The sequence below is a fragment of the Methylobacterium sp. WL120 genome (genome assembly GCF_008039465.1).
Taxonomy (GTDB): domain Bacteria; phylum Pseudomonadota; class Alphaproteobacteria; order Rhizobiales; family Beijerinckiaceae; genus Methylobacterium; species Methylobacterium cerastii.
This window is the reverse complement of record NZ_VRUT01000025.1, coordinates 1-20,415: the sequence shown is the minus strand read 5'-3', so window position 1 is coordinate 20,415 and position 20,415 is coordinate 1. Positions and strand designations below refer to the sequence as shown.

Annotated in this window: 26 protein-coding genes and 2 pseudogenes; 12 read left to right on the top strand and 16 right to left on the bottom strand. The window is 69.2% G+C overall.

Annotation, left to right across the window (positions count from 1 at the left end):
* Window positions 1-168 precede the first annotated feature (168 nt).
* The 4 genes from wrbA (at window position 169) to FV229_RS07440 (ending at window position 1,756) form a co-directional block, all read left to right on the top strand.
* Entirely contained in the window at window positions 169-816 is a 648-nt protein-coding gene (wrbA, locus tag FV229_RS07455; protein ID WP_238272793.1) for an NAD(P)H:quinone oxidoreductase, read from the top strand.
* A 96-nt stretch (window positions 817-912) separates the two neighbouring features.
* Window positions 913-1,104 (top strand): hypothetical protein, encoded by a 192-nt coding sequence (locus FV229_RS07450; protein ID WP_147751350.1) that lies wholly within the window; start codon window positions 913-915, stop codon window positions 1,102-1,104.
* A gap of 102 nt (window positions 1,105-1,206) precedes the next feature.
* The gene (locus tag FV229_RS07445; RefSeq protein ID WP_147751349.1) at window positions 1,207-1,389 is read left to right on the top strand and encodes a hypothetical protein; all 183 of its coding nucleotides are present in this window, start codon (window positions 1,207-1,209) and stop codon (window positions 1,387-1,389) included.
* 130 nt (window positions 1,390-1,519) lie between these two features.
* Window positions 1,520-1,756 (top strand): hypothetical protein, encoded by a 237-nt coding sequence (locus FV229_RS07440; RefSeq protein ID WP_147751348.1) that lies wholly within the window; start codon window positions 1,520-1,522, stop codon window positions 1,754-1,756.
* A gap of 109 nt (window positions 1,757-1,865) precedes the next feature.
* Here FV229_RS07440 and FV229_RS07435 read toward each other — a convergent pair whose 3' ends face one another.
* From FV229_RS07435 to FV229_RS27990, 13 genes and pseudogenes are all read right to left on the bottom strand, one after another.
* Window positions 1,866-2,171: a hypothetical protein gene (locus FV229_RS07435; RefSeq protein ID WP_147751347.1), complete on the bottom strand. Its 306-nt coding sequence runs from the start codon at window positions 2,169-2,171 to the stop codon at window positions 1,866-1,868.
* Between the two features lie 15 nt (window positions 2,172-2,186).
* On the bottom strand, window positions 2,187-3,524 hold the full coding sequence (locus FV229_RS07430; protein ID WP_147751346.1) for an acyclic terpene utilization AtuA family protein: 1,338 nt from the start codon (window positions 3,522-3,524) through the stop codon (window positions 2,187-2,189).
* Between the two features lie 16 nt (window positions 3,525-3,540).
* Window positions 3,541-4,272: pseudogene (locus tag FV229_RS07425) on the bottom strand (SLC13 family permease); the annotation flags it as partial.
* Window positions 4,273-4,416: 144 nt separating this feature from the next.
* Entirely contained in the window at window positions 4,417-4,719 is a 303-nt protein-coding gene (locus FV229_RS07420; RefSeq protein ID WP_147751345.1) for a hypothetical protein, read from the bottom strand.
* 197 nt (window positions 4,720-4,916) lie between these two features.
* Window positions 4,917-5,825 carry a hypothetical protein gene (locus tag FV229_RS07415; protein WP_147751344.1) on the bottom strand — a complete coding sequence of 303 codons (909 nt, stop codon included), beginning with the start codon at window positions 5,823-5,825 and terminating at the stop codon, window positions 4,917-4,919.
* Window positions 5,822-6,538, bottom strand: a complete 717-nt coding sequence (locus FV229_RS07410) for a hypothetical protein (RefSeq protein WP_147751343.1) — start codon at window positions 6,536-6,538, stop codon at window positions 5,822-5,824. The genes FV229_RS07415 and FV229_RS07410 overlap by 4 nt, the downstream gene beginning before the upstream one ends.
* 365 nt (window positions 6,539-6,903) lie before the next feature.
* A complete protein-coding gene (locus FV229_RS07405; RefSeq protein WP_147751342.1) occupies window positions 6,904-7,173 on the bottom strand; it encodes a hypothetical protein in 270 nt (89 codons plus the stop codon).
* Window positions 7,170-7,559, bottom strand: a complete 390-nt coding sequence (locus tag FV229_RS07400) for a hypothetical protein (RefSeq protein WP_187275087.1) — start codon at window positions 7,557-7,559, stop codon at window positions 7,170-7,172. The genes FV229_RS07405 and FV229_RS07400 overlap by 4 nt, the downstream gene beginning before the upstream one ends.
* Window positions 7,560-7,812: 253 nt before the next feature.
* Window positions 7,813-8,172: a hypothetical protein gene (locus FV229_RS07395; RefSeq protein ID WP_187275086.1), complete on the bottom strand. Its 360-nt coding sequence runs from the start codon at window positions 8,170-8,172 to the stop codon at window positions 7,813-7,815.
* Between the two features lie 235 nt (window positions 8,173-8,407).
* Window positions 8,408-8,728 (bottom strand): hypothetical protein, encoded by a 321-nt coding sequence (locus tag FV229_RS07390; RefSeq protein ID WP_147751341.1) that lies wholly within the window; start codon window positions 8,726-8,728, stop codon window positions 8,408-8,410.
* Window positions 8,725-9,051: a hypothetical protein gene (locus FV229_RS07385; RefSeq protein ID WP_147751340.1), complete on the bottom strand. Its 327-nt coding sequence runs from the start codon at window positions 9,049-9,051 to the stop codon at window positions 8,725-8,727. Before FV229_RS07385 ends, FV229_RS07390 begins: the two co-directional genes overlap by 4 nt.
* A gap of 244 nt (window positions 9,052-9,295) precedes the next feature.
* The gene (locus FV229_RS07380; RefSeq protein ID WP_147751339.1) at window positions 9,296-9,610 is read right to left on the bottom strand and encodes a hypothetical protein; all 315 of its coding nucleotides are present in this window, start codon (window positions 9,608-9,610) and stop codon (window positions 9,296-9,298) included.
* Between the two features lies 1 nt (window position 9,611).
* Window positions 9,612-9,971, bottom strand: a complete 360-nt coding sequence (locus tag FV229_RS27990) for a hypothetical protein (RefSeq protein WP_246688096.1) — start codon at window positions 9,969-9,971, stop codon at window positions 9,612-9,614.
* On the opposite strand from FV229_RS27990, the gene FV229_RS27985 reads away from it, so the two are divergent.
* Window positions 9,946-10,650: a hypothetical protein gene (locus FV229_RS27985; protein ID WP_246688095.1), complete on the top strand. Its 705-nt coding sequence runs from the start codon at window positions 9,946-9,948 to the stop codon at window positions 10,648-10,650. The genes FV229_RS27990 and FV229_RS27985 overlap by 26 nt on opposite strands.
* A gap of 18 nt (window positions 10,651-10,668) precedes the next feature.
* Here FV229_RS27985 and FV229_RS07370 read toward each other — a convergent pair whose 3' ends face one another.
* Complete coding sequence (locus tag FV229_RS07370) at window positions 10,669-11,109, bottom strand: hypothetical protein (RefSeq protein ID WP_147751338.1); 441 nt, start codon at window positions 11,107-11,109, stop codon at window positions 10,669-10,671.
* A gap of 532 nt (window positions 11,110-11,641) precedes the next feature.
* Between FV229_RS07370 and FV229_RS07365 the strand changes: the two genes are divergently transcribed.
* The gene (locus FV229_RS07365) at window positions 11,642-12,442 is read left to right on the top strand and encodes a hypothetical protein (RefSeq protein WP_147751337.1); all 801 of its coding nucleotides are present in this window, start codon (window positions 11,642-11,644) and stop codon (window positions 12,440-12,442) included.
* Here FV229_RS07365 and FV229_RS27310 read toward each other — a convergent pair.
* Window positions 12,397-16,479: a bifunctional DNA primase/polymerase gene (locus FV229_RS27310; RefSeq protein ID WP_187275085.1), complete on the bottom strand. Its 4,083-nt coding sequence runs from the start codon at window positions 16,477-16,479 to the stop codon at window positions 12,397-12,399. The genes FV229_RS07365 and FV229_RS27310 overlap by 46 nt on opposite strands.
* 227 nt (window positions 16,480-16,706) lie before the next feature.
* On the opposite strand from FV229_RS27310, the gene FV229_RS07355 reads away from it, so the two are divergent.
* Entirely contained in the window at window positions 16,707-17,162 is a 456-nt protein-coding gene (locus FV229_RS07355) for a threonyl-trna synthetase (RefSeq protein ID WP_246688094.1), read from the top strand.
* Between the two features lie 73 nt (window positions 17,163-17,235).
* Window positions 17,236-17,406, top strand: coding sequence for a hypothetical protein (locus FV229_RS27305; protein WP_187275084.1), 171 nt, complete (start codon window positions 17,236-17,238; stop codon window positions 17,404-17,406).
* A 38-nt stretch (window positions 17,407-17,444) separates the two neighbouring features.
* Here the strand turns inward: FV229_RS27305 and FV229_RS07350 are convergent, their stop codons facing one another.
* Window positions 17,445-18,515: a DMT family transporter gene (locus FV229_RS07350; RefSeq protein WP_147751335.1), complete on the bottom strand. Its 1,071-nt coding sequence runs from the start codon at window positions 18,513-18,515 to the stop codon at window positions 17,445-17,447.
* A 396-nt stretch (window positions 18,516-18,911) separates the two neighbouring features.
* Between FV229_RS07350 and FV229_RS07345 the strand changes: the two genes are divergently transcribed.
* From FV229_RS07345 to FV229_RS07330, 4 genes and pseudogenes are all read left to right on the top strand, one after another.
* Window positions 18,912-19,157, top strand: a complete 246-nt coding sequence (locus FV229_RS07345; RefSeq protein ID WP_147751334.1) for a hypothetical protein — start codon at window positions 18,912-18,914, stop codon at window positions 19,155-19,157.
* A 66-nt stretch (window positions 19,158-19,223) separates the two neighbouring features.
* Window positions 19,224-19,442 carry a hypothetical protein gene (locus tag FV229_RS07340; RefSeq protein ID WP_147751333.1) on the top strand — a complete coding sequence of 73 codons (219 nt, stop codon included), beginning with the start codon at window positions 19,224-19,226 and terminating at the stop codon, window positions 19,440-19,442.
* 398 nt (window positions 19,443-19,840) lie between these two features.
* A complete protein-coding gene (locus tag FV229_RS07335; RefSeq protein ID WP_147751332.1) occupies window positions 19,841-20,257 on the top strand; it encodes a hypothetical protein in 417 nt (138 codons plus the stop codon).
* 18 nt (window positions 20,258-20,275) lie between these two features.
* Window positions 20,276-20,415 (top strand): annotated as a pseudogene (locus FV229_RS07330) (IS3 family transposase); the annotation flags it as partial.

Here is a 20,415-nt window from a genome sequence, read left to right as displayed (position 1 = left end):
TCGCTCGCCCGATCGCATCGGACTTCGGACGGGCAACGTGCAGCGTGTGCGATGGCTCCACCCCTGTGGCGCTGGCGACCGGCCGCCGCGGCGCGGCCCTTTGGCAGGGCGCGGTCCCGCGGATGCCGGCCGCCCTACGTCGGAGAAATCTCGACCAAGGAAACCACCGTGTCCGATCCCCTTTCCGATCCCGCCCGCGTGCTGATCGTCTTCTACTCGCGCTCCGGTTCCGTCGAGGCGCTGGCCGTGGCGGCCGCGGACGCCGCGCGGGACGCCGGCGCCACCGTGCGTCTGCGCCGCGCCCGCGAAGTCGCCGATGCCGACGCGATGGCGAAGGTCGAGGGCTGGACGGAGAACGCCGCGCGGCAGAACGCGCTGTACCCGGCGCCGACCCACGAGGATGCGGAATGGGCCGACGCGATCCTGTTCGGCACACCCTGCTACTTCGGCGCGATGGCCACCGAGCTGAAGGCCTTCCTCGACCTGCTCGGCCCGCAATGGAAGCGCGGCGCGCTCTCGGGCAAGGTCGGTGGCGCCTTCACCGTCGCCTCCTGGCCGCATGGCGGCTCGGAGGTGGTGACGTTGTCGCTCTACGCGCCGATGGCGCATCTCGGCATGGTCATCCTCCCGCCGGGCTACACCGACGCGGCGATGCTCGAGGCCGGATCGCCCTACGGCGCCTCGGCCATCGTCGGCGCCGAGAACGCCGACCCGCGGCGCGAGGACCTCGACGCCATCCGCCACCAGAGCCGCCGTACGGTGGCGATCGCCCAGGCCCTGATCGCCGCCGGCGAGATGCCCTGCCGGCGTTCGTGAGCGCGATACCAAGCCGCTGCGCCCCGCCGCGAGGTTCTGCCGCACCAACCAACGCCTCTGCGCAGCGTTGCCCGCGGCGAACGTGAAGGAGACGGCATGGCCGACAAGGCAGACGTGACGACCTACATTCTGAAGCAGGCGCTGGCGGCCAAGGTCGGCGACCACGTGGAGATCGCCGTGGAGGCGGAGGACGGGACGACGTTCAAGATCCGCTCCACCTCCGAGCAGCTCGACGCACTGGTCGGCGACCTCGAAGGCATCCTCGACGCCGACGACGCGGACGCCTGACGGCGCCGTCCGATCCCGGGGGCGCCGGCGCGCGGCACCGCGCCCCCATAGGGCCTTCCCCCTGAACGCTTCCCCCGACCTCGTCCCAGAGAGACCAACGTCATGAACCATGCCGACACGCCGATGCCGGGCGAGGATCCGGGCGCCCTGATCGAAGACCCCGCGCGACTCGACGAGGTCGTCCCGGCGAGCGAAGAGGACATCGAGGCCGACCCGCAACCCCAGCCCACGGTCCCGGTGGAAGACGATCCCGCGGTGAAGGACACGGAAGTGCAGCCGACCTGACGGCGTCTCGTCGCGAACGAGCCGCACGGGAACGTTCTCGCGCGCGGATGACCGGCGAAGCCTTCGACACCGGTCGGCAGGTCCCGCAGACGCTCCGAGCCTCATCCCTGGAACTGATCGCCTGGAATTGATGGCCAAGGCCATCCTCGGGATCGGCGATGCCCTCGTCACAACTTGCATGGCCGAGACCGGGCTGCCGCACGCGTGGCACGCGGGCGAGCGTGCCCGCACGGTCGGCCGGCTGAGCCTGTTCGCGGACATGCGGAGGCAGCGCGATTTCCTGTACGTTCGGATGAATGCGGCGCAGCTCGACCGAAAGTCGCTCCCGTGCCCAAACCTTTCTCTTTCGCCGTGCCTAGGCCGGTAGCGGTGTTCGGCGCGAGCAACGCCCCGCTCGCCTTCTCGACCACCGGCGGCGACACCGCCCCGGCCGTCGCGGCGGGCCGTGTCACCTCGCGCGCAAGGGTCGTCTCGGCTCAGTCGGGGATCTCCAAATCGAGCAAGGCCGAGCCGAGGCCCTTGCCGTGTGCGTCGAGCGCCAGCGAGCGGGTCGCGCCGCCGCCGAGGGCGCCCGTCATCACGAAGTTCAGCGCTCCGATCCTGGGCAGCGCGTAGCGCACGACCTGTCCGGTCACGATTTCGCGGAAATGCGCCTGCACCCGCTCCGCCGTGACATGCGCTTCGAGACGGTCGTAATCCGCTGGGTCGTAGGCGATCAGGGAGATGTTCGAGGTGTTGCCCTTGTCTCCGGTGCGGGAGTGGGCGAGCGCGCGTGGCTTCATGATCCGCTCTCCTGCTCAGGCTTCTACGATCTGCACGCGCGGCGTCGCCAGCGTGGACGGGACGAGGACCGACTGCACGGCCACGACCTCGCGGGCCGACTTCCAGGCGCCGCCGCCGCCGGCGGGGCCGTTGGTGTAGAGCGTCTCGACCTCGTTGCCGATCCGCACGGCTTCGGCGAGGGTGTCGGTCCGCCCGGCGACGCGGACCCGGACCTCGTAGGGCTCCCGCCCTTCCGACAGGGCCGGCCCGTGCAGCGCGTCGACGCCGATCAGGTCGCAGCGCAACTCGCGCGACGCCACCCCGGTGAGCGCGAGACGCTCGCGCACGATTTCGAGGGCGAGCCGGCCGCGGGCAAGGGCGCCGGGGCCGGCATAGGAGATCTGGCCCTCGCCGACGTAGGAATCGACGTAACCCACCGAGACCTTCAGGAAGCCGGTCGCGGGCGAGCCCGTGGCGCCGGTCGCACGGACGCGATCCGGGCCGACCTGCTCCATCTCGACCTCGGAGAAGTCGGCGACGACGTCCGGCTGACGATAGCGGGCGGGATCGTGCACCTCGTAGAGCATCTGCTCCTTGCACGTGGCGAGGCTGACATGGCCGCCCGAGCCCTCGACTTTCGTGACCTCGACCGTGCCGTCCTCCGACACGATCCCGATGGGGAAACCGAGGCGTGCGAGACCCTGGACGTCCTTGAAGCCCGGATCGGCGAAGTAGCCGCCGGTGATCTGGCCGGCGCATTCGAGCAGGTGCCCGGCAAGCGTGCCGCGGCCTAGGCGCTCCCAGTCGTCCATCGCCCAGCCGAACGCGTGGATCAGCGGCGCGAGGAACAGGGCCGGATCGCCCACGCGCCCGGTGATGACCACGTCGGCCCCGGCCGCCAACGCCTCCACGATCGGAGAGGCGCCGAGATAGGCGTTGGCCGAGATGATGCGGTTGCCGAGGTCGGCCACCGCCTCGCCGCTCTCCTCCAGGGCGAAGTCGCCGGCCCGAACCGCGTCGAGGAGGTCGTCGCCGGTCACCGCGGCGACCGTCAGCCCGGTGAGGCCGAGCTCCTGCGCCAGCGCCCTGGTCTTCCGCGCGGCGGCGACCGGGTTGGCCGCGCCCATGTTCGTGACGATGCGGATGCCGCGCGCCCGGCACGGCGCGAGCACCGCCCGCATGCGCGCCTCCAGGAGCGGATCGTAGCCGCCCCCGGGATCGCGAAGCGTCGCCTGCTGCGCCAGCGCGATGGTGCGCTCGGCCAGGCCCTCGAAGACGAGGTAGTCGATCGCGCCGCGCTCGGCGAGTTCGACGGCGGGCTCGATCCGGTCGCCGGCATAGCCTGCGCCGGCGCCAAGGCGGACGGTTCTCATGGATCGATCTCCGCTGTCAGAGGGGGAAGACCCCGAGGAGGACGCAGGCGACGGTCATCACCACCGAGGCCGCGAACAGGAACGGGAAGGTGAACTTCTGGTGGTCGGCGAGGTCGATGCCGGTCAGGCCGCACACCAGGAACGTCGCCGGCGTCAGCGGGCTCACCGGGAAGCCCGTCGTCATCTGGCCGAGCAGCGCGCCCTGCGCGACCTGCACCGGCGGCACGCCGAGATGGTGGGCGATCTCGGACACCACGGGCAGGACGCCGAAATAGAACGAATCCGGGTCGAACAGCATCGAGAGCGGCATCGACACCAGGCCGAGCGCGAACGGGATGTGGCGTCCCATCTCCGGCGGCACGAAGGTCACGGCGGTCTGCGCCATCGCCCTCAGCATTCCGGTGCCCTGCATGATGCCGGTGACCACGCCGGCCGCCAGGAGGATCGAAGCCATCAGGATCGCGGCCTTGGCGTGGGCGTCGATGCGCTGCCGCTGGGCGTCGACCTGCGGGTAGTTGACGATCAGCGCCAGCGCGGTGCCGAGCATGAACATCAGGGCCGGCGGCACCTTCTCCGCCATGAACACCATCGTTCCGAGCACGGCGACCGTGAGGACGACGTTGATCCAGAACCGGCAGGGCCGGCGCTGCGACCGCTCCGCATCGCTCAAGGTGCGGGCGACGGGGGCCGGCGCGGAGGCGGTCCCCGCCGCGGCGGCGCGCGGCGCCTGGGCGAGACGGCGCTCTTGTCAGCACGACGTCAGCACGACGTCGTGCTGACGTCGTGCCAAGATGTGCTACGAAAATAAGAGAAATATAAGAACCCGAATATGCGGCTTTTACAAAGGGTTAGCCCTGGTTTCCGGCGAAATTCTAATTTTAATTTCCGCGATTCACGCGTTTCGGGCGGCGTACCGGAGGACGGCGTTCTCGGCACGGAGCGCGCGGGCCTCGGCGAGGGCGAGGCGGCGGCGCAGATCGGCGTTCACTTCGGCGATGGCGGCGACCTGGGCGACGGCGAGGGCCCCCTCGGAACGGGCCGCCCGCAGCTGCATCGCGAGCCTCGTGACGGCGTCGACACCCTCGACCCGTGCCCGCTCGCGACGAGCCCGGTCCTGCGCGACGCCGGTCTGCAGGGCCTCGACGACGGACAGGGTGCGGGAGAGCGCCATGGCGGTGTGGGCATGATGGGACACGGCAGGCTCTCCTCGGGTTGACCAGCCCATAGATTCAGACGCCGGACTCCCGGTCAACGATCGCTTGAGCACAAGGTTTACGCATCCCTGGGCTGAGTGTTCGACACGGACTGAGCTTTCGAAGGCCGCTTGGTACTCCTCCCGTTACTCCTAGGCTCTGTAACGCGTCCCCCTAGAACGTACGCGACGCTCCATCCTCAGACGTGGACGCCGACGATCGTCATGGCGAGCCCGACGACGAACGGGCGGGCGGACCCGTTGACCGTGACGGTGACCGTGTCGCCGGCCGAGAGGAGGCCGCCTGGTCCGGAGGGTGTCGCGATCGAGCTGCCCGCCGCCCATACGAATGACCCGATCGTCCGGACCGGCGATCCCGGCGCGGACGCCTGCGCCAGGATCGTCACGGTCCGTGCCACGCCCGGGGCCGGGTCCGAACGCGCGACCGAGCCGGCCATGGCCATGGGGATCGTCAGGGGGGCGCCGACGTGGCGCGTCGAGAGGTCGGCGGAGTAGACGAGGTCGTGCGTCCGCTGGCGCAGGGACACCGCGACCCAGCTCGGGTTGCCGTCCCCGTCGACGTGATCGAGCGCCGTCCCGGCGGTGAGGTCCGTCCGGGCGGCCTTCTGGACGAACGTGACCCCGCCGTCCGAGCTGACGAGGACGGCATCGCCCTTGGAGTACGCGACACCAGGGTCGTACGTACCCCGGGGATTGACCCCTCCGGCGGCGCCCTTCGCGACGGCCAGCCAGAGCCCCGCGGCCAGGTCGTCGGCGAACGCGCCGGCCATGTGATCGGCCAGGGCAACGTACGACCCCCGGCCCTGCGAGACGAGGTCCCGCGCCAGGTAGGCAGTCCCCGTCGCCCACGGGCCGACCGGCTCGAACCGCCCCAAGGGCAGGTTGCGGGGCTGCTCGTCGGAGCCGTCCGTCAGCGGCATCGTGATGCTCTGGCCGTCGTCGGAGACGACCAGGTCGCCGAGGCCGGTGACCGCGCGGGCCCGGGCCTCGATGGCGCGGAGGGCCGTGTCGAGCGCGAGGAAATTCCCGTCGAGCTGCTCGGGCGTCAGCGGATCGGGCGTGTCCGTGCTGAGGATGACGTAGCTCACGATGCCCTCGCGACGATGACGAACTGCGCGCCCGTGGTCTGCGCGGAGGCGACGTCCGGGGCGTTGACGACGAGGAGATCTCCGGCCGCGAACGAGGTCTCCGTCAGGGTGGCGGTCCCGACCGTGGAGCCGGCCTTGAACAGCACGGTGCCGATCTGCGAGCCGGCGCCGGCGGGGGTGAACCGAGTGATCCGGAACGTCATATCGGTGCTCGACGCCACGATCGGCAAGTTGAAAGTCGACCCCGCCAGATTGATCGGCAGCTTGTACGGGACGCCCGTCACCCGGTTGAGGACGGCCTGGCCGGCGGTCAGCCGGGTGTTGTTGTCGACCGGGATGTCGAAGGCGCGCGACGGCTCCGTGACGGGCAGCCAGTAGGGGAAGCCCGTCGCCGGGTCCCGCGCCCCGGGCAGCGTCCCCGCGGGGAGGCCGCCGTCGGGCACGTAGACGACGCGCTGCACCGCGTAGCCGGCCGCCGCATAAAACACGCTGTCGCCGAGCTGGTAGACCGCGGGGGCGTTGAACGGGCCCTTCACCGCGAAGGGATCCTTCCCCGCAGCGGCCACAAGCTGCCACCGGCCGGCCAGGAGGTCGTCGGCGAAGGCGCCGGCCGTGTGGTCACCCCTGGCCACGTAGGACGTCCCGGAGACGACGACGAGGTCCCGGGCCTCGTAGGGCGTCCCGGTCACCCAGTCGCCGCGCGCCTTGAACATGCTCGCCGGGAGCTCGATCGGCCCGTAGGTCTGGTCGTCCTCGTACGTGAACGTGACCTCCTCGCCGACGGCGTCCCAGGAGACGTCGGCCAGCGCGATGCCCAGCAGGCCGCGGGTTTCGATGTCCCGGATGCGGCCGTCGAGGTCGCTGAAATTTCCGTCGATCTCGCCGACGTAGAGGGGGCGCCCGACTTCGATGCGTAGGGTGGCCGGTCGTCTCGGTGCTCAGGTAGAAGTACCGCTCGATCCATTCGGCGGGGTCGAGGTCCTCCGGGATGTCGAGGACGCTGCGGAGCTCGACGAGCCCGTCGGCTAGCGCCGTGACGCCGAGTGCGAGGTACTCGTTGGCCGCGGCGTCGATGGCCTCACGCGGCTTCATCGGCACCCACCTCCGGGTAGGGGGCCGTCTCCGGCTTGACCTGGACCTTGAGCTTCTCGCGGATCGCCTTCCGGATCAGCCGGTCGACCTCCTTGCCGATGCGCTCCGGGTTGGCGCTGGACAGCCGCAGCTCCACGGCGGGCCCGATCTCGGACAGGGCGACGGCGAGGTTGCTGTACTCGCGGCGGACCATGTCGAGCATGACGCCGATCGGGGCGACCAGGCCCTTCCGCTCGGCCTCGTCGATGGCCTTCATGGCGGCGGTCGCCTCGGCCGTGTCGGCGTCGGCCCGGGCCCGGCGGGTGCGGGCCATGTCGATGTCCTCGCCGCCGTCGGGCGGGGCGAAGTCGAGGGGCACACCCCGCCGGCTTCCTCCTTCGCCTCGGTGGCGGCCTTCTCCTGGAGCCAGCGGACGGCCTTGCCGACGTCGATGCGATAGGCCTTCTCGTCGCCCTCGTGGGGCATGCCGTCCCGGATCCACTTCGTCACCGTGTTCCGGGAGACCGCCAGCATCTCGGAGAAGACGGCGGCCGAGAACAGCCGGGCCGACTTGCCGACGTCGCCGGCGGGGACCTTTGTGCGGCGCAGGCCGGCGGCCGGGGTGACGGCCTCGGCGGGCTTGGAAGCTGTGGTGCGTGCCATGGCCCCCAGTCCACCGGGGCCGGGCGTGTCAAAGATACGCGCAAAGCGCCGGGTCGGGAGCAGGTTCGGGGGGGCTAGGGAGCAGGTCGAAACGCCCGAAAAGTCCCCGAATCTAGGACGCGCGCGCGTGCGAGGGTTCGACCTGCTGCTTCCCTCAACCGGTTTTTCAGGATTGTTTTAAAAGCGGAGAGGGCCTGCGCGCGAACGCAACCCCGCACGTCTGAAAGGCTTCAGGGGACCCCGCCATGGGGGTCTAGCCCTCGTCAGGCCCTCGGCCCCGCGTCCAGCGCATGCCGTCCACAGGCGGCAGGCCGACCTCGACAGCTTCCCGTCGCCGGCACTCCTCCAGCGACATGGCCACCGCGATGGACCCGACCTGCTCGCCGCCGCAGGTGAGGGCGATCTCGATGGTGTCGGCCGGTACGATGATGAGCGCAGGCCCATCGTAGAAGCGGTCCCCAGCAACGGCGAGCCCTGCGATCCCGTTGGGTCCGATGACGAACTGGGGCTCGCACTCCGAGACCCACTGCCCGAGCAGGCGCCGCATCTCGGCAGCGCGAAGCCTATCGGCGGTCTCGTTGAACTGATCCAGGTGAGCTCGAAGATCGGCCATGGCTCTAACTCCCCCTTCGCCCGCACGTCCCGGCTGCGGGACGCGCGCCATGCCCAAAGGCGATCCCCGAGACGCTGCCCGGCCTCCCACGCGTTGGGTGACAGCGCGACCGCCAGGGCGAGCCCCATGCCGATGCCGACCCACATCTGCGCCGTCGGATCGGGCGGCGGCGGCGGGGTGTGCGGGCCTTCATGCTGGGTCGATGCCCATAGGATGGCGAAAGCGAGCCAGCCCATCACGCCGGCTCCGGCTCGATGGGCCTGAGGATGATGAACGGGCCGAGGCCATCGTCGAGGTCGAACATCTCGATGTCGTGCTGGAACCCCTTCCGGGGGCGGTACATCCAGCGCATGTCATGATCGATCAAGTCGCCCTTGAACGCATTGAGCGTCGCGAACGGGACGTCGATCGTGATCCGCGCCCCGATTTCCCTCGCCTGCTTGGCCATCGCGGCGAGCCCCTCGATGTTGGGGACCATGGCGTCGACGGCGGCCACCTGCTTGGCGAACCCGGGCATGATGCGATCCGCATCGGCGATGAGCTTCTCGACGCTCATGCCCGTGCCCTCCGGGCGAGCTCGATGTCGAGGTCCTCAAGCTGGTCGTCGACCAGCTCGGCGTACTCGGCGTCGTTCTTGTAGAGGCGCGTCTCCCGCTTAACCGTCCACTCCGTGACGTCCGCACGGATCTCGCCGTCGGACAGCTGGTGGAAGCCACGGCTTACGGCCTCGACGCGGTCGCGATCGGCGAGGACCTGGCGCAGGTCGCCCTGGCTCTCGTAGCCACGGCCCGGCACCCACTCGGCGGATCCGTCTAGGACAGCGGCGCGGACATGGTGATCGACGCGGCCTCTAAGCTCACTCGGACTGACTTGGATCATGACGCTCTCCTCTCCGGTCTGAGAGGATAGCACCGGCCCCGTATTCGCCTGGCCGAAGGGCCATCAGCAATCGGGATGGAGGACGCTGTTGCGAACAGGTAACGCGTTTGCCAAAGACGGCCATTTCTGAAAAGGGCGTCTAAGCTCAACTAAACGCAAGCATATCGCGAAGTTAATACAAAATATGCCGTAGCACATCTTGGCACAACTTAGCACGACGCTGTGCTTTACTGTGCCGACAACTTCAATGAAGGACGCGATCCTGGGGCACGCCGAGCATGTCGCCGGCGTCGATCCCGCAGGCATCCAAGGCCTTGGCCAGCGCCGTCGTGGCCGCGTCGAGGCGCAGGACCGACCCCCAGGTGGAGACCAAGAGGCAGTGGGCGAGGTTGGCCAGGCCGCGGCGGGACATCACCGCGACCTCGTCGTCCGGCTCCATGCCGGCCGCCGTCACCCGGGCATCGAACTCGCGGAGCAGGTCCTCGATGGCGACGTGCTCGACGATGTCGGCGGGCCGGCTCCGGTAGTAGCTCGGGATCGTTGCGATGTGCGTCCGCATGTCAGCGTCTCCGTGCGATGTGTTCGAGGCGATCGGCCAGCTCGGCGGCCATCCGGTCGGCCATGGTGGCCGCCGCGTCCTGCATGGCGCGGTCCCAGCTCGGGGACGCCACCGGCTGGAGCTTGGCCTCCTTCGTGGAGAGGAAGAGCATCCTGGGCACGTCGGTGTTGACCACCTTCGGGACGGTCACCTCGACGCCGTTGGCGCGCGTGAACGTCGTCGTCGGCGTGCCCTTGGCGACCTTCCGCTTGACGCGTTCCCGGCCGACGGATGCGACGATGCGGGGAGGCCGCGCCCAGATGCCCGGCTTGTGGGCGTAGCCCGCGAGGGCCTTCGTGTCCCCGGGCCGGACCTCGAACACGCCCCACGAGCCGCTGCCGCGGGTCCCGCCGGCCGTATTCCGGTCGTACCCCTTTGGCCGCGAGGGCGGCGATGCGCCGGGCGTCCCGGCCGGGCAGCTTGCCGTTGCCCCCTGGGGAGCCAAGGCCGGTGCTGGACAGGTTCGAGTTGACCGGGACCTTGATCGTGTCCTGCGACGAAAAGTACGCCTCGATCCCGATGTCGCCGGGCAGGCGGACCTGCGGGCCGGTCCCGAACGAGAACTTCAGCCAGGTGCTGGCGAGGTCGGTCACGAAGACGCTGGCGCTGGCGTCGCCGACGGTCACGACGCGATCGAGCAGGTCGCGGTCGACGGTGTACCGGACGGCCTCGCGGGTCGCCTTGTTCGGGCTGTGCCAGGGCTGGTCCCGGCGAAACCGGTTCGTGCCGTCGATGACGACGCCGGTGAGGCTGTACTGCACGGCACGGGCGAACCGGGAGACGCCGAGGCTCTCGAAGGCCTTGGCGGCTTCGCGGACGGCGTCCTCCAGATCAACAGTGACGCTGAGTGCGCCCATCGTCATGCCCCTGCGGAAAAGGCGGGGCCCGGAGCATGGCTCACGGGCCCCAGTTGCTGTTCCATCAGCAACGCCAAAGGCGGCGTATCGACTTTCGTATTCTACAGCCTCGCGCGCGAGGAACAAGCTCTGGACCGAATATAGGCCAGCCCCGGCGACGATTTATTCGACGGCTGCCTGGAGGGACACAGGCATCGTCGCAGCAACGGGGCCAGGGAAAGCTGCGGCGGTCACGGTCATTGCTTCCCGGCGCAGCCGATCCCGGACCGTGTCCGAGGCCCAGTCCCGGCTCTTGCCGCCCTCGACCAGGATCTCCTTGGCGACCCGGACGACGTCGCGGAAGTGGATGGCCACCTCGGCGTCGCCGGTCTCCGCCCTCAACGTCATGTGCTGCCGGACGAGGGCGGTGAAGATCGCGCCGTCGACGAGGGCGCGTTCGATCAAGGTCTCGGCCTCGGCCGCCGTCTGGGCCATGCGGGCGACGTCGCTGGCCTTGCGGGCCCGCCAGCGCCGGGACCGGTCCTGCGCCTGTCGGCGGAGGCGGGCTGCGCGGGCGGCGGGATGATCCTCGGGCGAAGGGGCGGCGGTGGCGATGGCGGTCACGGCGGTGGCTCCGGTTGCTGTGTCGTCAGAGATTTTGCCGCCCCTCGACGAAACCCACAAACGCCGTCGCGCGACGTTCCCGGCATCGCCGCCGATCCTCCAGTCATGAGCCCGGACCGCGCCCCGAACCGCCTCCCCACCCTTGACTTGAGACCGAACCACGCCCCCCGCGCCGCAGGCGCGGAGCCAGATCCTGAACCTTCGCGCGCACGCGAGACAACCCTTGCCGAAGGCCTTAGACGACCATTCTTTCTTTAGGGATGTTTTCGAGTTTCGGCAAAACCAGCTTAAGCCATTGATTTCACTCGCATAATCCAGTGATAAAATCGATGCTGATGGACCACGATTTTATCACTCGTTTGGGAGTGATAAAATCAGGGCTCTGGAACCACGATTTTATCACTCGGTCCATTGCGGGATGCGTCACGTCACGGCACGATGGCGATAGGAGCCCATCATGCCCAAGTGCCCGCCGACGACGATCCTGCTGTCCCGCCGCATCGCCGGGGCCCTGTGCATCATGGACGGCCCGGTGACGAGCCTCGACCTGAGCCTGTGGCTCGCGGTCGTCGCAGGGACGCTCGGGATCGACGACGAGCCGGACGACGAGACCGGGCTGACGCTCGTCGACGCCTGGCTCATGAACGAGGACGACGTCGCCCCGGTCTATTGCCGTGGCGCGGACCTGCTCGCCGCCACGGGCCTGCGCAGCCACCGGCAGCTACGCAGGCCCTTCGACCGGCTCGCCGCATCCGTGGTCCGGGTATCACTCAAGGACGGACCGGACGTCCGTCTTTGGAAGGGATGGGAGGCCAGCCCGATAGACAGGAATACCCCGGTCGAAAGGGGGATCGTCTCCGCGCTGGCCCTGAATTTCGGCCTCCTCGTCAAGGACCCGTGGCCGATCGAAGTCGACCTGCGCGGCATGGCAGCGTTCGGGTCCCGGCACTCGGCGATCCTGTACTTGCGGAGCTTGGCATGGCTGGCGGGCGCAGGGACGCCCAAGGACTGGGGTCGGACGCCGCCGGGCGAAAGGGTCAGCCTGACGATCCCGATCGCCGCCCTGCACCGTGCCCTTGGCACGAACGCCCTACGCGGCATGGGGCAGTGGAACGAGCGTGCGTTCGGGCCGGGCGGCCGCGGCGGCCCGGTGCATCGGGACCTGGCCTCGGTTGGCCTCCGGCTGGAGACGACATGGGTGATGGCCGGCACGGGCGCGCGGCGGGTGCCGGTCGCGTTGGGCATCACCGTGGCCCGGGCGCCGGTGGGCGCCCGGCGCGTTCGCCGTCAGGACGTGAGGAAGTCCAGATCCTCGGCGTCGTCCGCCCCGTGAGCGGCCATCAGGACCCGGACGGCCAGGTCGACGGCGTCCATCTTCCGATCGGCGCCCGCGTAGGGCAGGAGCCGCTGCCAGTCCACGCAGGGGATCCGCCTCGCCTCTAGGGCGGCCTGGATCGCGGCGGGGTCCGCATCGACGGGCAGACCTGAGAGCTCGGCCTTCACACGGGCGATCATCGCCTCGCGCTCGACGACCTCGCGATCCGAGTGGGCGAGGCGGACCACCTCCCGGGTGGACCCGACCGGCAGGCCGGTGATCTCGAAATCGAGCGCGTCCGGCGGTCGGACGCCCGAGGGCGCGACGGGGTTGCCGACCCAAAGGGTTTCGAGTTCGAGGACTTCGTCGAGCTCGGAGATCTCGCAGCCGTCCTCGCGCGCGAGGTGGGCCCGAAGCGTCGCCTCGGGCTCGGCGGACGTCAGGGCCGAGACGAACCGCCAGGGGCCGCCGTCGAGCCTGTAGCGCATGCGCGTCAGCCCCTGCGCCTCGGGATGCCCCTCGACGTGTGCCCTGGTCCACATGAGGCTTGCCTCCACGGAGGCGGCCCGGCCCATACCCTCGTGCCATGCGGCGTCCACGCTCAGCAGGCCGTCGGCGAGGCGCGCGACGTCCCAGTGACGCCCATCCGTGACCGCCGCGGTGCCGAGGAGGTCCTCGACCGCCACGACGTCGTCGACGATCATGCCGTCGGGGATGGCCGAGGTGGCGAGGTAGACGACCGGCGGCGCGCCGAGCCGGTGGACGGGGCGGAGGCGGGCGGCGAACTGCCGGACTTCCTCCTCGCGATGCTGGCTCTGCATCAGCCTCGCCCAACGCCCGTCGTACGTCCGGTCCTCGATCGCCAGGTCCGCCCCATCGCGCATCGCCACTGACTTCGTGGCGACCGTCGGCCGGATCGGCTCGTCGTCCATGTCAACGCCGGTCCCGAGCGCATCCACGGGCGTCTCCGGTTCGGGGTCGTCGTATGTCAGGCAGGCGACCAGCGCGTCGATCGCCCGGATCGGCAGTTCGAGGCGCCCGAACAGGATCGCAGCCACATGGTGCTTGGCGAAGTCCAGCCCGCGCATCGCGCCGTTGTGGACGCAGTCGATGTTCTCCGGCGCCTTCCACCCCGTTCGCATCACCCGCATGACGGGCTTGTTGCCACCGACGAGGATCCGACCGTTACCGTGAACGCCGGCGAGACGGGTGACGATGTTCCGGTGGAGGGCGACGCGGGCGGCCGCGGCCGTGATGTCCTTGATCCGGCGGGACCTCGACGGGATCATCGAGAGGTCGCTGAACGTCGACCCCGTGAGCAGGACGACTCGCATGTGGCAGGGCGCCTTGACCGGCAGGACGGAAACCTCTCGGCCGGCCCAGACTTTCTCCACGATCTCCGGCGCGGCCGACGCGTCCAGCAGCATGAGGGGCGTGCCGCCGAACGAGGGCTCGCCGCGCCACGACATGCGGATATGCGGCAGGCCGTCTTCCGAGACGACCTGCAGGCGGGCGTCGTGCCTACCCATGGCCTGCCGGGGCTCGAACGGGCAATCCTCGTCGTGGGCGAGGGCTTCCAGCCGCTCGATGACGATCTTCCAGAACCTGCGTTCTTCCCAGATCCCCTCGGACCGGGGGGCCTCGGCCAGGGCGGTCGCGTCCTGTTCGGACATGCCGGGCTCGACGTCCTTGGCGGCGTCGCTGCCGCGCGCGCAGACGATGTAGGCGGAGCGGGCGAGGTCGAGGCCGACGCGCCGGTTGCCGATGCGGTGCTCGTGCAGGGCGGTGACGGCCGCCCCGGCGCCGTAGGCCTTCAGGCTGGGCATCATAACCATGACCGCGCTGGCCCGGTCCGCGAGGTACCCCGCTCGCATGTCCTCGCGTGCGGTCTTCGGGTCGGCGTGGGCCTCGGCGGCCTCGTACTCCTCCTTCAGCAGCCGGGGCGCCGCGCGCGGCTTGTCGAGGTTCGACAGCGGCATCGGCTCCTTGCTGTTCGTGGCCAACAACCCGCTGTACGGCCGCTCATCGACGACCAGGCCGACCAGCGCGTCGGAAAGCGGCTTGGGCACGTTCGTCGACAGGTAGGCCGAGGCGAACAAAATCACGTCGGCCGAGAGCAGGTCGACGAGCTGGCGCTGGTACGAACATGCCTCGAACATCGGGCAGACGGTCTCCTTCCACTTCGGCTTGCCGTCCTCCTTCACGCCGTCCTGTACGCGGGACTTGCACAGGCGCTCGGTCCCGATTTGGGCCTTCGTCAGGGCCTGGATCTGGGTCTTGAACCCGCAATTCGTGCGGAGCTTGCCCCGGAACACGACGACTTTCAGGCCGTGCTTCTCGCCGACGGCGGCGACCTCTCGGGCGGTGGCGTCCCAGGCCAGGTTCTCGCGCGTGGCGCCGGACAGGCTGTCCTCGATGTTGGCGTGGCTCGGCATCGAGAAACCGATCGGGTAGCCCAACCTTCCTCGGGCCTTCACGGCCTGCGACAGGGCACGCCAGAACGAACTGGTCTTCCCGACGCCGGCGTCGCCCTTGAGGATGCGGACGTCGCCGGCCGGCAGGGCGGTCCGCCGAGCCTTGGGGCGGGCATCCATCACGCGCTTGATCTCGGCGCGGTCGTAGAGGTCCGAGATCCACGCGGCCTCGTGGGCCTGTACGGCGTGCACCGCGGCGAGGGCAGCCTGCATGCGGAGGGCGTCGTCATCGGTCAGGGCGCGCTGGAGGGCGCGAGCCGGGTCCGAGCGGCGGAGCCACGTCCGCTTTGCCCGCTTGCGGCCCCAGGAACCCCGGATGTGGGCGAGCTCGGGGACGATCGCCGGCTCCTCGGCGTCGACGACGGAGGGGGCGTGGACGACCTGGCCGTCGGCATCGAGCTCGCGCGGGCGCCCGATCGTCACCGTCCGGGCGAACCGGCCCTGCTCGGCGGCGTGCCACTCGGCCGACGACCGGACCTTGTCGGCGATCTCGGTCCGCAGGTCGCTGGCCCAGCGGCCGTCGATCACCGCGCGGGCCCGGAACTCCGCCTCCACCGCCGCGCAGATCTGCTGCCGGCCGGGGCCGGCCGCATCGCGGGCGGCGGCCTCATTCGCCCGGACCGTCGTCTGCACGATCCGGAACAGGAGCTTTTCGCGGCCGTCGACGACCTTGCCGTCGGTCGTCTCCCACTCGGGCGTTGCGAGGTCGGAGGGCAGGTGCAGGCCGGCGGACGGGTCGTACGTCCATGTCGGGTCCGAGGCCTCCGAGGCGGCCTTCCGCGAGAACGGGCGGAAGGCGTTCACCTCGTCGAGGAAGGCGTCGAGCTGCGCCCGGGTCACGAGCGGCAGGTCGGCCGGCCCGAAGTCGGTCGGCCGCTCGCGCGGCCAGATGAAGTAGCTTCCCGTCTTGTGGTGGAGGCCGAAGGCGGTGATCGGCTTGCCCTGCGCCAGGACCTCGATGGCCAGCTTCTCCTCGCCATCGCGCCTGGCGAAGGCGTACTCGCGCGAACGGATGATGTCGTCGGCGCGAACGATCCCGGCCCCGCTCCCGGTCCCGGTCCCGGCAACGGCCTGCCTGTAGCCGAGGGCGATACGCGGGGCGCGCCCGATGCGGACGAAGGGGGTCTCGCCGAGGATGCGTTCGGCGATCCTTTGCACCTCAACCGACAGGTCGGCGTCGCCGATGTCGATGTCGAGGGTGAACAGCCCGCCCGAGGCGATGCCGTTGATGATGGCGATATTGGCCGACGGGCAGAACACGCACCACCACTTCATCTCCTCCTGGCTGGGCAGGATCGAGCCGTAGGGCTGCCAGCGCAGGGGCGTGCCGTCGACGAGGCCGGGGCCGCGCTTGTCCCCGCGCAGCTGTGGGAATACGGACCAGCCGCGCGCGAGCATCAAGGGCGCGAGCGCCTCGAACGTGGGGGCGTTGATCTGGTGGAAGGTCGAGACCGCCGTGGACTTCGGCTCGGGCTCACCGGCCGAGCGCGCGGTAGCGCCCATGCATCGGGGGTCGGCGAGGAGCGCCCGCATCTTGGGCGACTGGAGGAACGAGGGGCTGTCGGACACTGCGCTCGCCATGTTGCCCGGGGTCGGGCGGGTTGCTTTGGATCAGGGGCGGCCCGTCATTTTGCCGGAAACGAATCCGGCGGCGCGGGCCTGTGCTGAGAGCAAAGCACTCGGGCATGCGAGCTACAAGGGTACAGGAGGCCCTCGGTTAATGGAGGCCCGATCCGGCTAACCGACCGGCGGCGTGGACAGGCGCGGCCCTGGCGGCGGAACCGACGGCGGCCGAGGCGCCATTCGGCTTGGTATGGGGGCCGATGGACCGGGTCGACAAGCCGTCGATTGTCGACCGCGAGGCGAACCTGACCGGGCTGTACTATTTTTATGACCGTCCGCTCGCCTCGGGACCCGACACCGTCGGGGTGGTCCTGGTGGTGTGCAGGGAGCAGGGCCTCCAGCAGGTCGTCTGGGTCGGTCGGCCGCTCGACGGACCGGCTCACGCCACCGCCCGCGAGGCCATCCGGCGCGAGGGGGTTCGCCGCTACGGCGAGCCGCAGCCGGGCCCTGCCCCGGGGTCGCTGGTATCGCCCTCGGGCCAAGCGTTCCTGGCGACGCGCACGTTGCCGGACGGCGCCCTCGGGTTGGTGATGTCCGCGTCCGGCCCGGACTATGCCGCCTGCTCGGAGAACCACCGTACCGCCACGGGCCACCCCGCCGCTGCCCACATGGCGGACCTGATCGGCGGGATGGTCCCGTGATCGTGCCGATCCGTCACGGCCTGCGGCGCCTCCCCTCGACCCGTGGAACCCATCGGCATGGGATCAAGGGGCGATGACCGGCAAGAAGCTCGCCCGGCAGATCGGGGAATTCGGGGGCGGAACCAGGCGCCGACGCAAGGTCAGGCCGCATGTCCTGAGGGCGGCGCGACGGTCATTCCTGATGGCGGCGACCGCCATCGCCGTCGTGTGCGCGCTGTATTGCTGGTTCTACATCCCGCGGTGAAGGCACTCGACCGCGAAGCCGATTGTCCCCGCGCCAGCTCAACCATGTCCGTGGCGATGGTGAAGGTCGGGGTAGTGCACGTGCCCGTGCCGCATCGGCTGGTGGCGATGCCAGTGGGAGTGGGGCTCGGTCACGGGACCATCGTGGTCGTGGTGGTGATGTTCGTCGTGCACATGCCCATGCTCATGGCCCATCGCCTCGTGCGAATGCTCGTGGTCGTGCCGTTCCGCGAGGTGCAGCCAGAGGCCGACCCCCATCAGGAGCGCGGCGACGACGAGTTGCGGTGTCACGGGTTCCGGCAACAGGACCAAAGCGACGACGGCCCCGATGAACGGGGCGAGCGAGAAGTAGGCCCCCGTCCGCGCGCTTCCGAGATGGCGCAGCGCGAACACGAACAGCACCAAGCTGACGCCGACCCCGAGGAACCCGACGACGGCCGCGAAGCCGATCATGCCGGGCGGCGGCAGGCTGGCACCGCGTGCGAGGGCAATGGCAAGGTTGGCGCCCCCGGCGACGAGCCCCTTGGTCAGCGCGATGACGACCGGATCGGCGGAGGACAGCTTGCGGGTCAGGTTGTTGTCGACGCCCCAGGCGAGGCAGGCCAGCGCGATCAGGCCGCCGCCCGCGTCGAGATGGACGCCCTGGCCTTGCCACGACAGCGCGACGGCGCCGGCGAGGATGGCCGCCGCGCCGAGCAGGAGGCGTCGGTCCACGTTCTCGCGGAACACCACCCAGGCGATGCCCATGGTCGCCAGCCCTTCGAGGTTGAGCAGGAGCGAGCCCGAGGCCGCCGACGTCCGTGCCAGCCCCAGCATCAGCAGCAGGGGACCCGCCACGCCCCCGAACAGCACCACCGCGAGCAGCCACGATGCGTCCGACCTGCGCAGGGGGGCCTCCGGCGCCTCGATCCGGAGGGCGGACCGGCTGCCGTGGACGGCGGCGAGGCCGACGCCCGCACCGAGATACAGGAGGCCGGCCAGCGTCTGCGGGTCCACAGAGCCCAATAGGAGCTTGGCGAAGGGGGCTGACGCACCGAACAGGACGGCGGATGCCAGTGCCAACGGCACTCCGGGCCAGAGGTGCGCGTGACGATGGGCGTGCTCGAACATGCCGCATGATAGCACTGGCGAAGAATGCCGTATCCGTCCTGTGATACCGTTCCATCGTAGCCAAGACCGCCCACAGCAGCGCGAGCACGTGCCTTTGGTCGCGCTAAGTTGCCCCAAGTTGTCGAGTAGCGGTTAGGATTTAACGCTCGGTACCGGCTGCACCCGACCCAACCCAGCCGCATGGATTGCCCGGCGTTCTTCCTGAAAGCGGCCATTCGTCGGCCGTCCGGCAACTTCGGCTGAGGGTGGCAAGCGAACTCCGGCCTTGCGTCCGTAAGCGGACGTTCCGCATCCGACCCATAGCGGACCTGCATGTACGCGCAGCGCGTCCCTTTCGCATGAAGTCGTTTATGCGACGCCAAGCCGGACGCGGCCCGGTCATTCCTGCGAGGCTGCTTGCTGGCGAGCGAGTTCCTGACCGACCTGAAACAGCAACAGACGGATGAAGTGCTGCATCTCGGTCGTACCGTGCCTTTTGATCTCTTCATGGAGCGCAAGGCACGCGTCCGCGATCTCCTCAAGTTTATCTTGTATCGCCATGATGCCTACTATTCCGCTCTAGAATGCTCTGGATGCAGTATTTTTTACGGTAGTATCAAATTTCGCTTTATGGCGCAAAATTTTCTGGTTCTGCGTCTCTGAAGTTGCCGTAGAAGATTGATCTCCTCCGGGCGCGCCCTAAAACGTTGCGCGCAATAGGAGTGAAACATGCCGGCTGATAGCCTGCTTGAGCAGAATGAGACCCTTCGCCGTCTCGCCGAGGCCTTGGACATGGAGCCAACGGCCTTTCACGATGACAGCGTGTCCGACCTAAGCCAGACGATGGAGCTGCTGCGCTTGTGGCAGGGGGTCGCGGACCAGCAGGACCGGGCGAAGGTGCTGGCGATGGTGAAGGCGATTATGCATACGTTTGCCTCGCGCGCGTGAGGCCGACGCCCGATCGCGTTCCATAAAATCTGAGGCACGACCGGAGGCCATTCGCATAGCTCCAGTGTGGCGTCTGCTTCCCACCCGATACGGTCGTAGAACGGACGGTCGGGACTCGACCCGACGATGCCGTTGATGCCCACACGTGGGCATCTCGAATGCGGTCGTTCATCGATGGATATCGTCGCGGTAAGTGTGTTCTTAGGTTCCGTGTCATGGCTAGGTCGAGTGCTTCGTAGCGGCGCTCGACCGTTGTGCAGGCAGCCGATCGGTGTTCGGTGACGTGAGCCGAGCAGGGCCGACGTTCTGAAAGGATCCCCTCGGAAACTTGCATCCCATGTCACATCGGAAGGCAGCGCATCGTCACTCACGTGAACGTATCACGGGGAGATCGCTCGATGACCAAAGCCATTCCGGTACTTGCCGGCATCCTCGGCGCAGGACTGGCCGGGAACGGCGTCTTCATGCTCACTGCGCCCGAGGCATGGTACTTCGCGGTGCCGGGCGTGACGACGACAGGCCCGTTCAATCAGCACTTCCTGCGCGATATCGGCCTGATCTTCGTGCTGATCGGGTCGGGGTTCGCGTACGGCGCGGCCCGAGCGGGACCGCGCTCGCTGCTCTGGACCCTCGGTGCCGTCTGGCTCTCGGGCCACGCGCTGTTCCACTTCTGGGAGGTTGCGGTGGGCATCTGTGGGCCGGAGGTTCTGCCCCGCGACTTCCCTTCGGTGACGCTTCCTGCGCTTATCGCGGTCGCCCTCAGCGTCTGTGGTCAGCCCCCATTGAAGTGGTCCGCCCTTTGGTATGGCTTTTGAGCCTGGAGGACGGACGAGATGGCAAAACACCCGAAGCCCGAGGAGATCGTCGCGAAGCTCCGTCAGGCGGACGTGCTGATCTCACAGGGCCAGAGCGTGGCCGATGCAATCCGCGCGCTCGGTGTGAGTTCGGTGACGTACTACCGGTGGCGGCGTGA

Coding starts and splice junctions, on each gene's coding strand:
- FV229_RS07450 (WP_147751350.1), top strand. CDS start 913: ATGGCCGACAAGGCAGACGTGACGACCTACATTCTGAAGCAGGCGCTG.
- FV229_RS07445 (WP_147751349.1), top strand. CDS start 1,207: ATGAACCATGCCGACACGCCGATGCCGGGCGAGGATCCGGGCGCCCTG.
- FV229_RS07440 (WP_147751348.1), top strand. CDS start 1,520: ATGGCCAAGGCCATCCTCGGGATCGGCGATGCCCTCGTCACAACTTGC.
- FV229_RS07435 (WP_147751347.1), bottom strand. CDS start 2,171: ATGAAGCCACGCGCGCTCGCCCACTCCCGCACCGGAGACAAGGGCAAC.
- FV229_RS07430 (WP_147751346.1), bottom strand. CDS start 3,524: ATGAGAACCGTCCGCCTTGGCGCCGGCGCAGGCTATGCCGGCGACCGG.
- FV229_RS07410 (WP_147751343.1), bottom strand. CDS start 6,538: ATGTTCAAGGCGCGCGGCGACTGGGTGACCGGGACGCCCTACGAGGCC.
- FV229_RS07405 (WP_147751342.1), bottom strand. CDS start 7,173: ATGAAGGCCATCGACGAGGCCGAGCGGAAGGGCCTGGTCGCCCCGATC.
- FV229_RS07400 (WP_187275087.1), bottom strand. CDS start 7,559: ATGGCACGCACCACAGCTTCCAAGCCCGCCGAGGCCGTCACCCCGGCC.
- FV229_RS07395 (WP_187275086.1), bottom strand. CDS start 8,172: ATGGCCGATCTTCGAGCTCACCTGGATCAGTTCAACGAGACCGCCGAT.
- FV229_RS07390 (WP_147751341.1), bottom strand. CDS start 8,728: ATGAGCGTCGAGAAGCTCATCGCCGATGCGGATCGCATCATGCCCGGG.
- FV229_RS07385 (WP_147751340.1), bottom strand. CDS start 9,051: ATGATCCAAGTCAGTCCGAGTGAGCTTAGAGGCCGCGTCGATCACCAT.
- FV229_RS07380 (WP_147751339.1), bottom strand. CDS start 9,610: ATGCGGACGCACATCGCAACGATCCCGAGCTACTACCGGAGCCGGCCC.
- FV229_RS27310 (WP_187275085.1), bottom strand. CDS start 16,479: ATGGCGAGCGCAGTGTCCGACAGCCCCTCGTTCCTCCAGTCGCCCAAG.
- FV229_RS27305 (WP_187275084.1), top strand. CDS start 17,236: ATGACCGGCAAGAAGCTCGCCCGGCAGATCGGGGAATTCGGGGGCGGA.
- FV229_RS07350 (WP_147751335.1), bottom strand. CDS start 18,515: ATGTTCGAGCACGCCCATCGTCACGCGCACCTCTGGCCCGGAGTGCCG.
- FV229_RS07340 (WP_147751333.1), top strand. CDS start 19,224: ATGCCGGCTGATAGCCTGCTTGAGCAGAATGAGACCCTTCGCCGTCTC.
- FV229_RS07335 (WP_147751332.1), top strand. CDS start 19,841: ATGACCAAAGCCATTCCGGTACTTGCCGGCATCCTCGGCGCAGGACTG.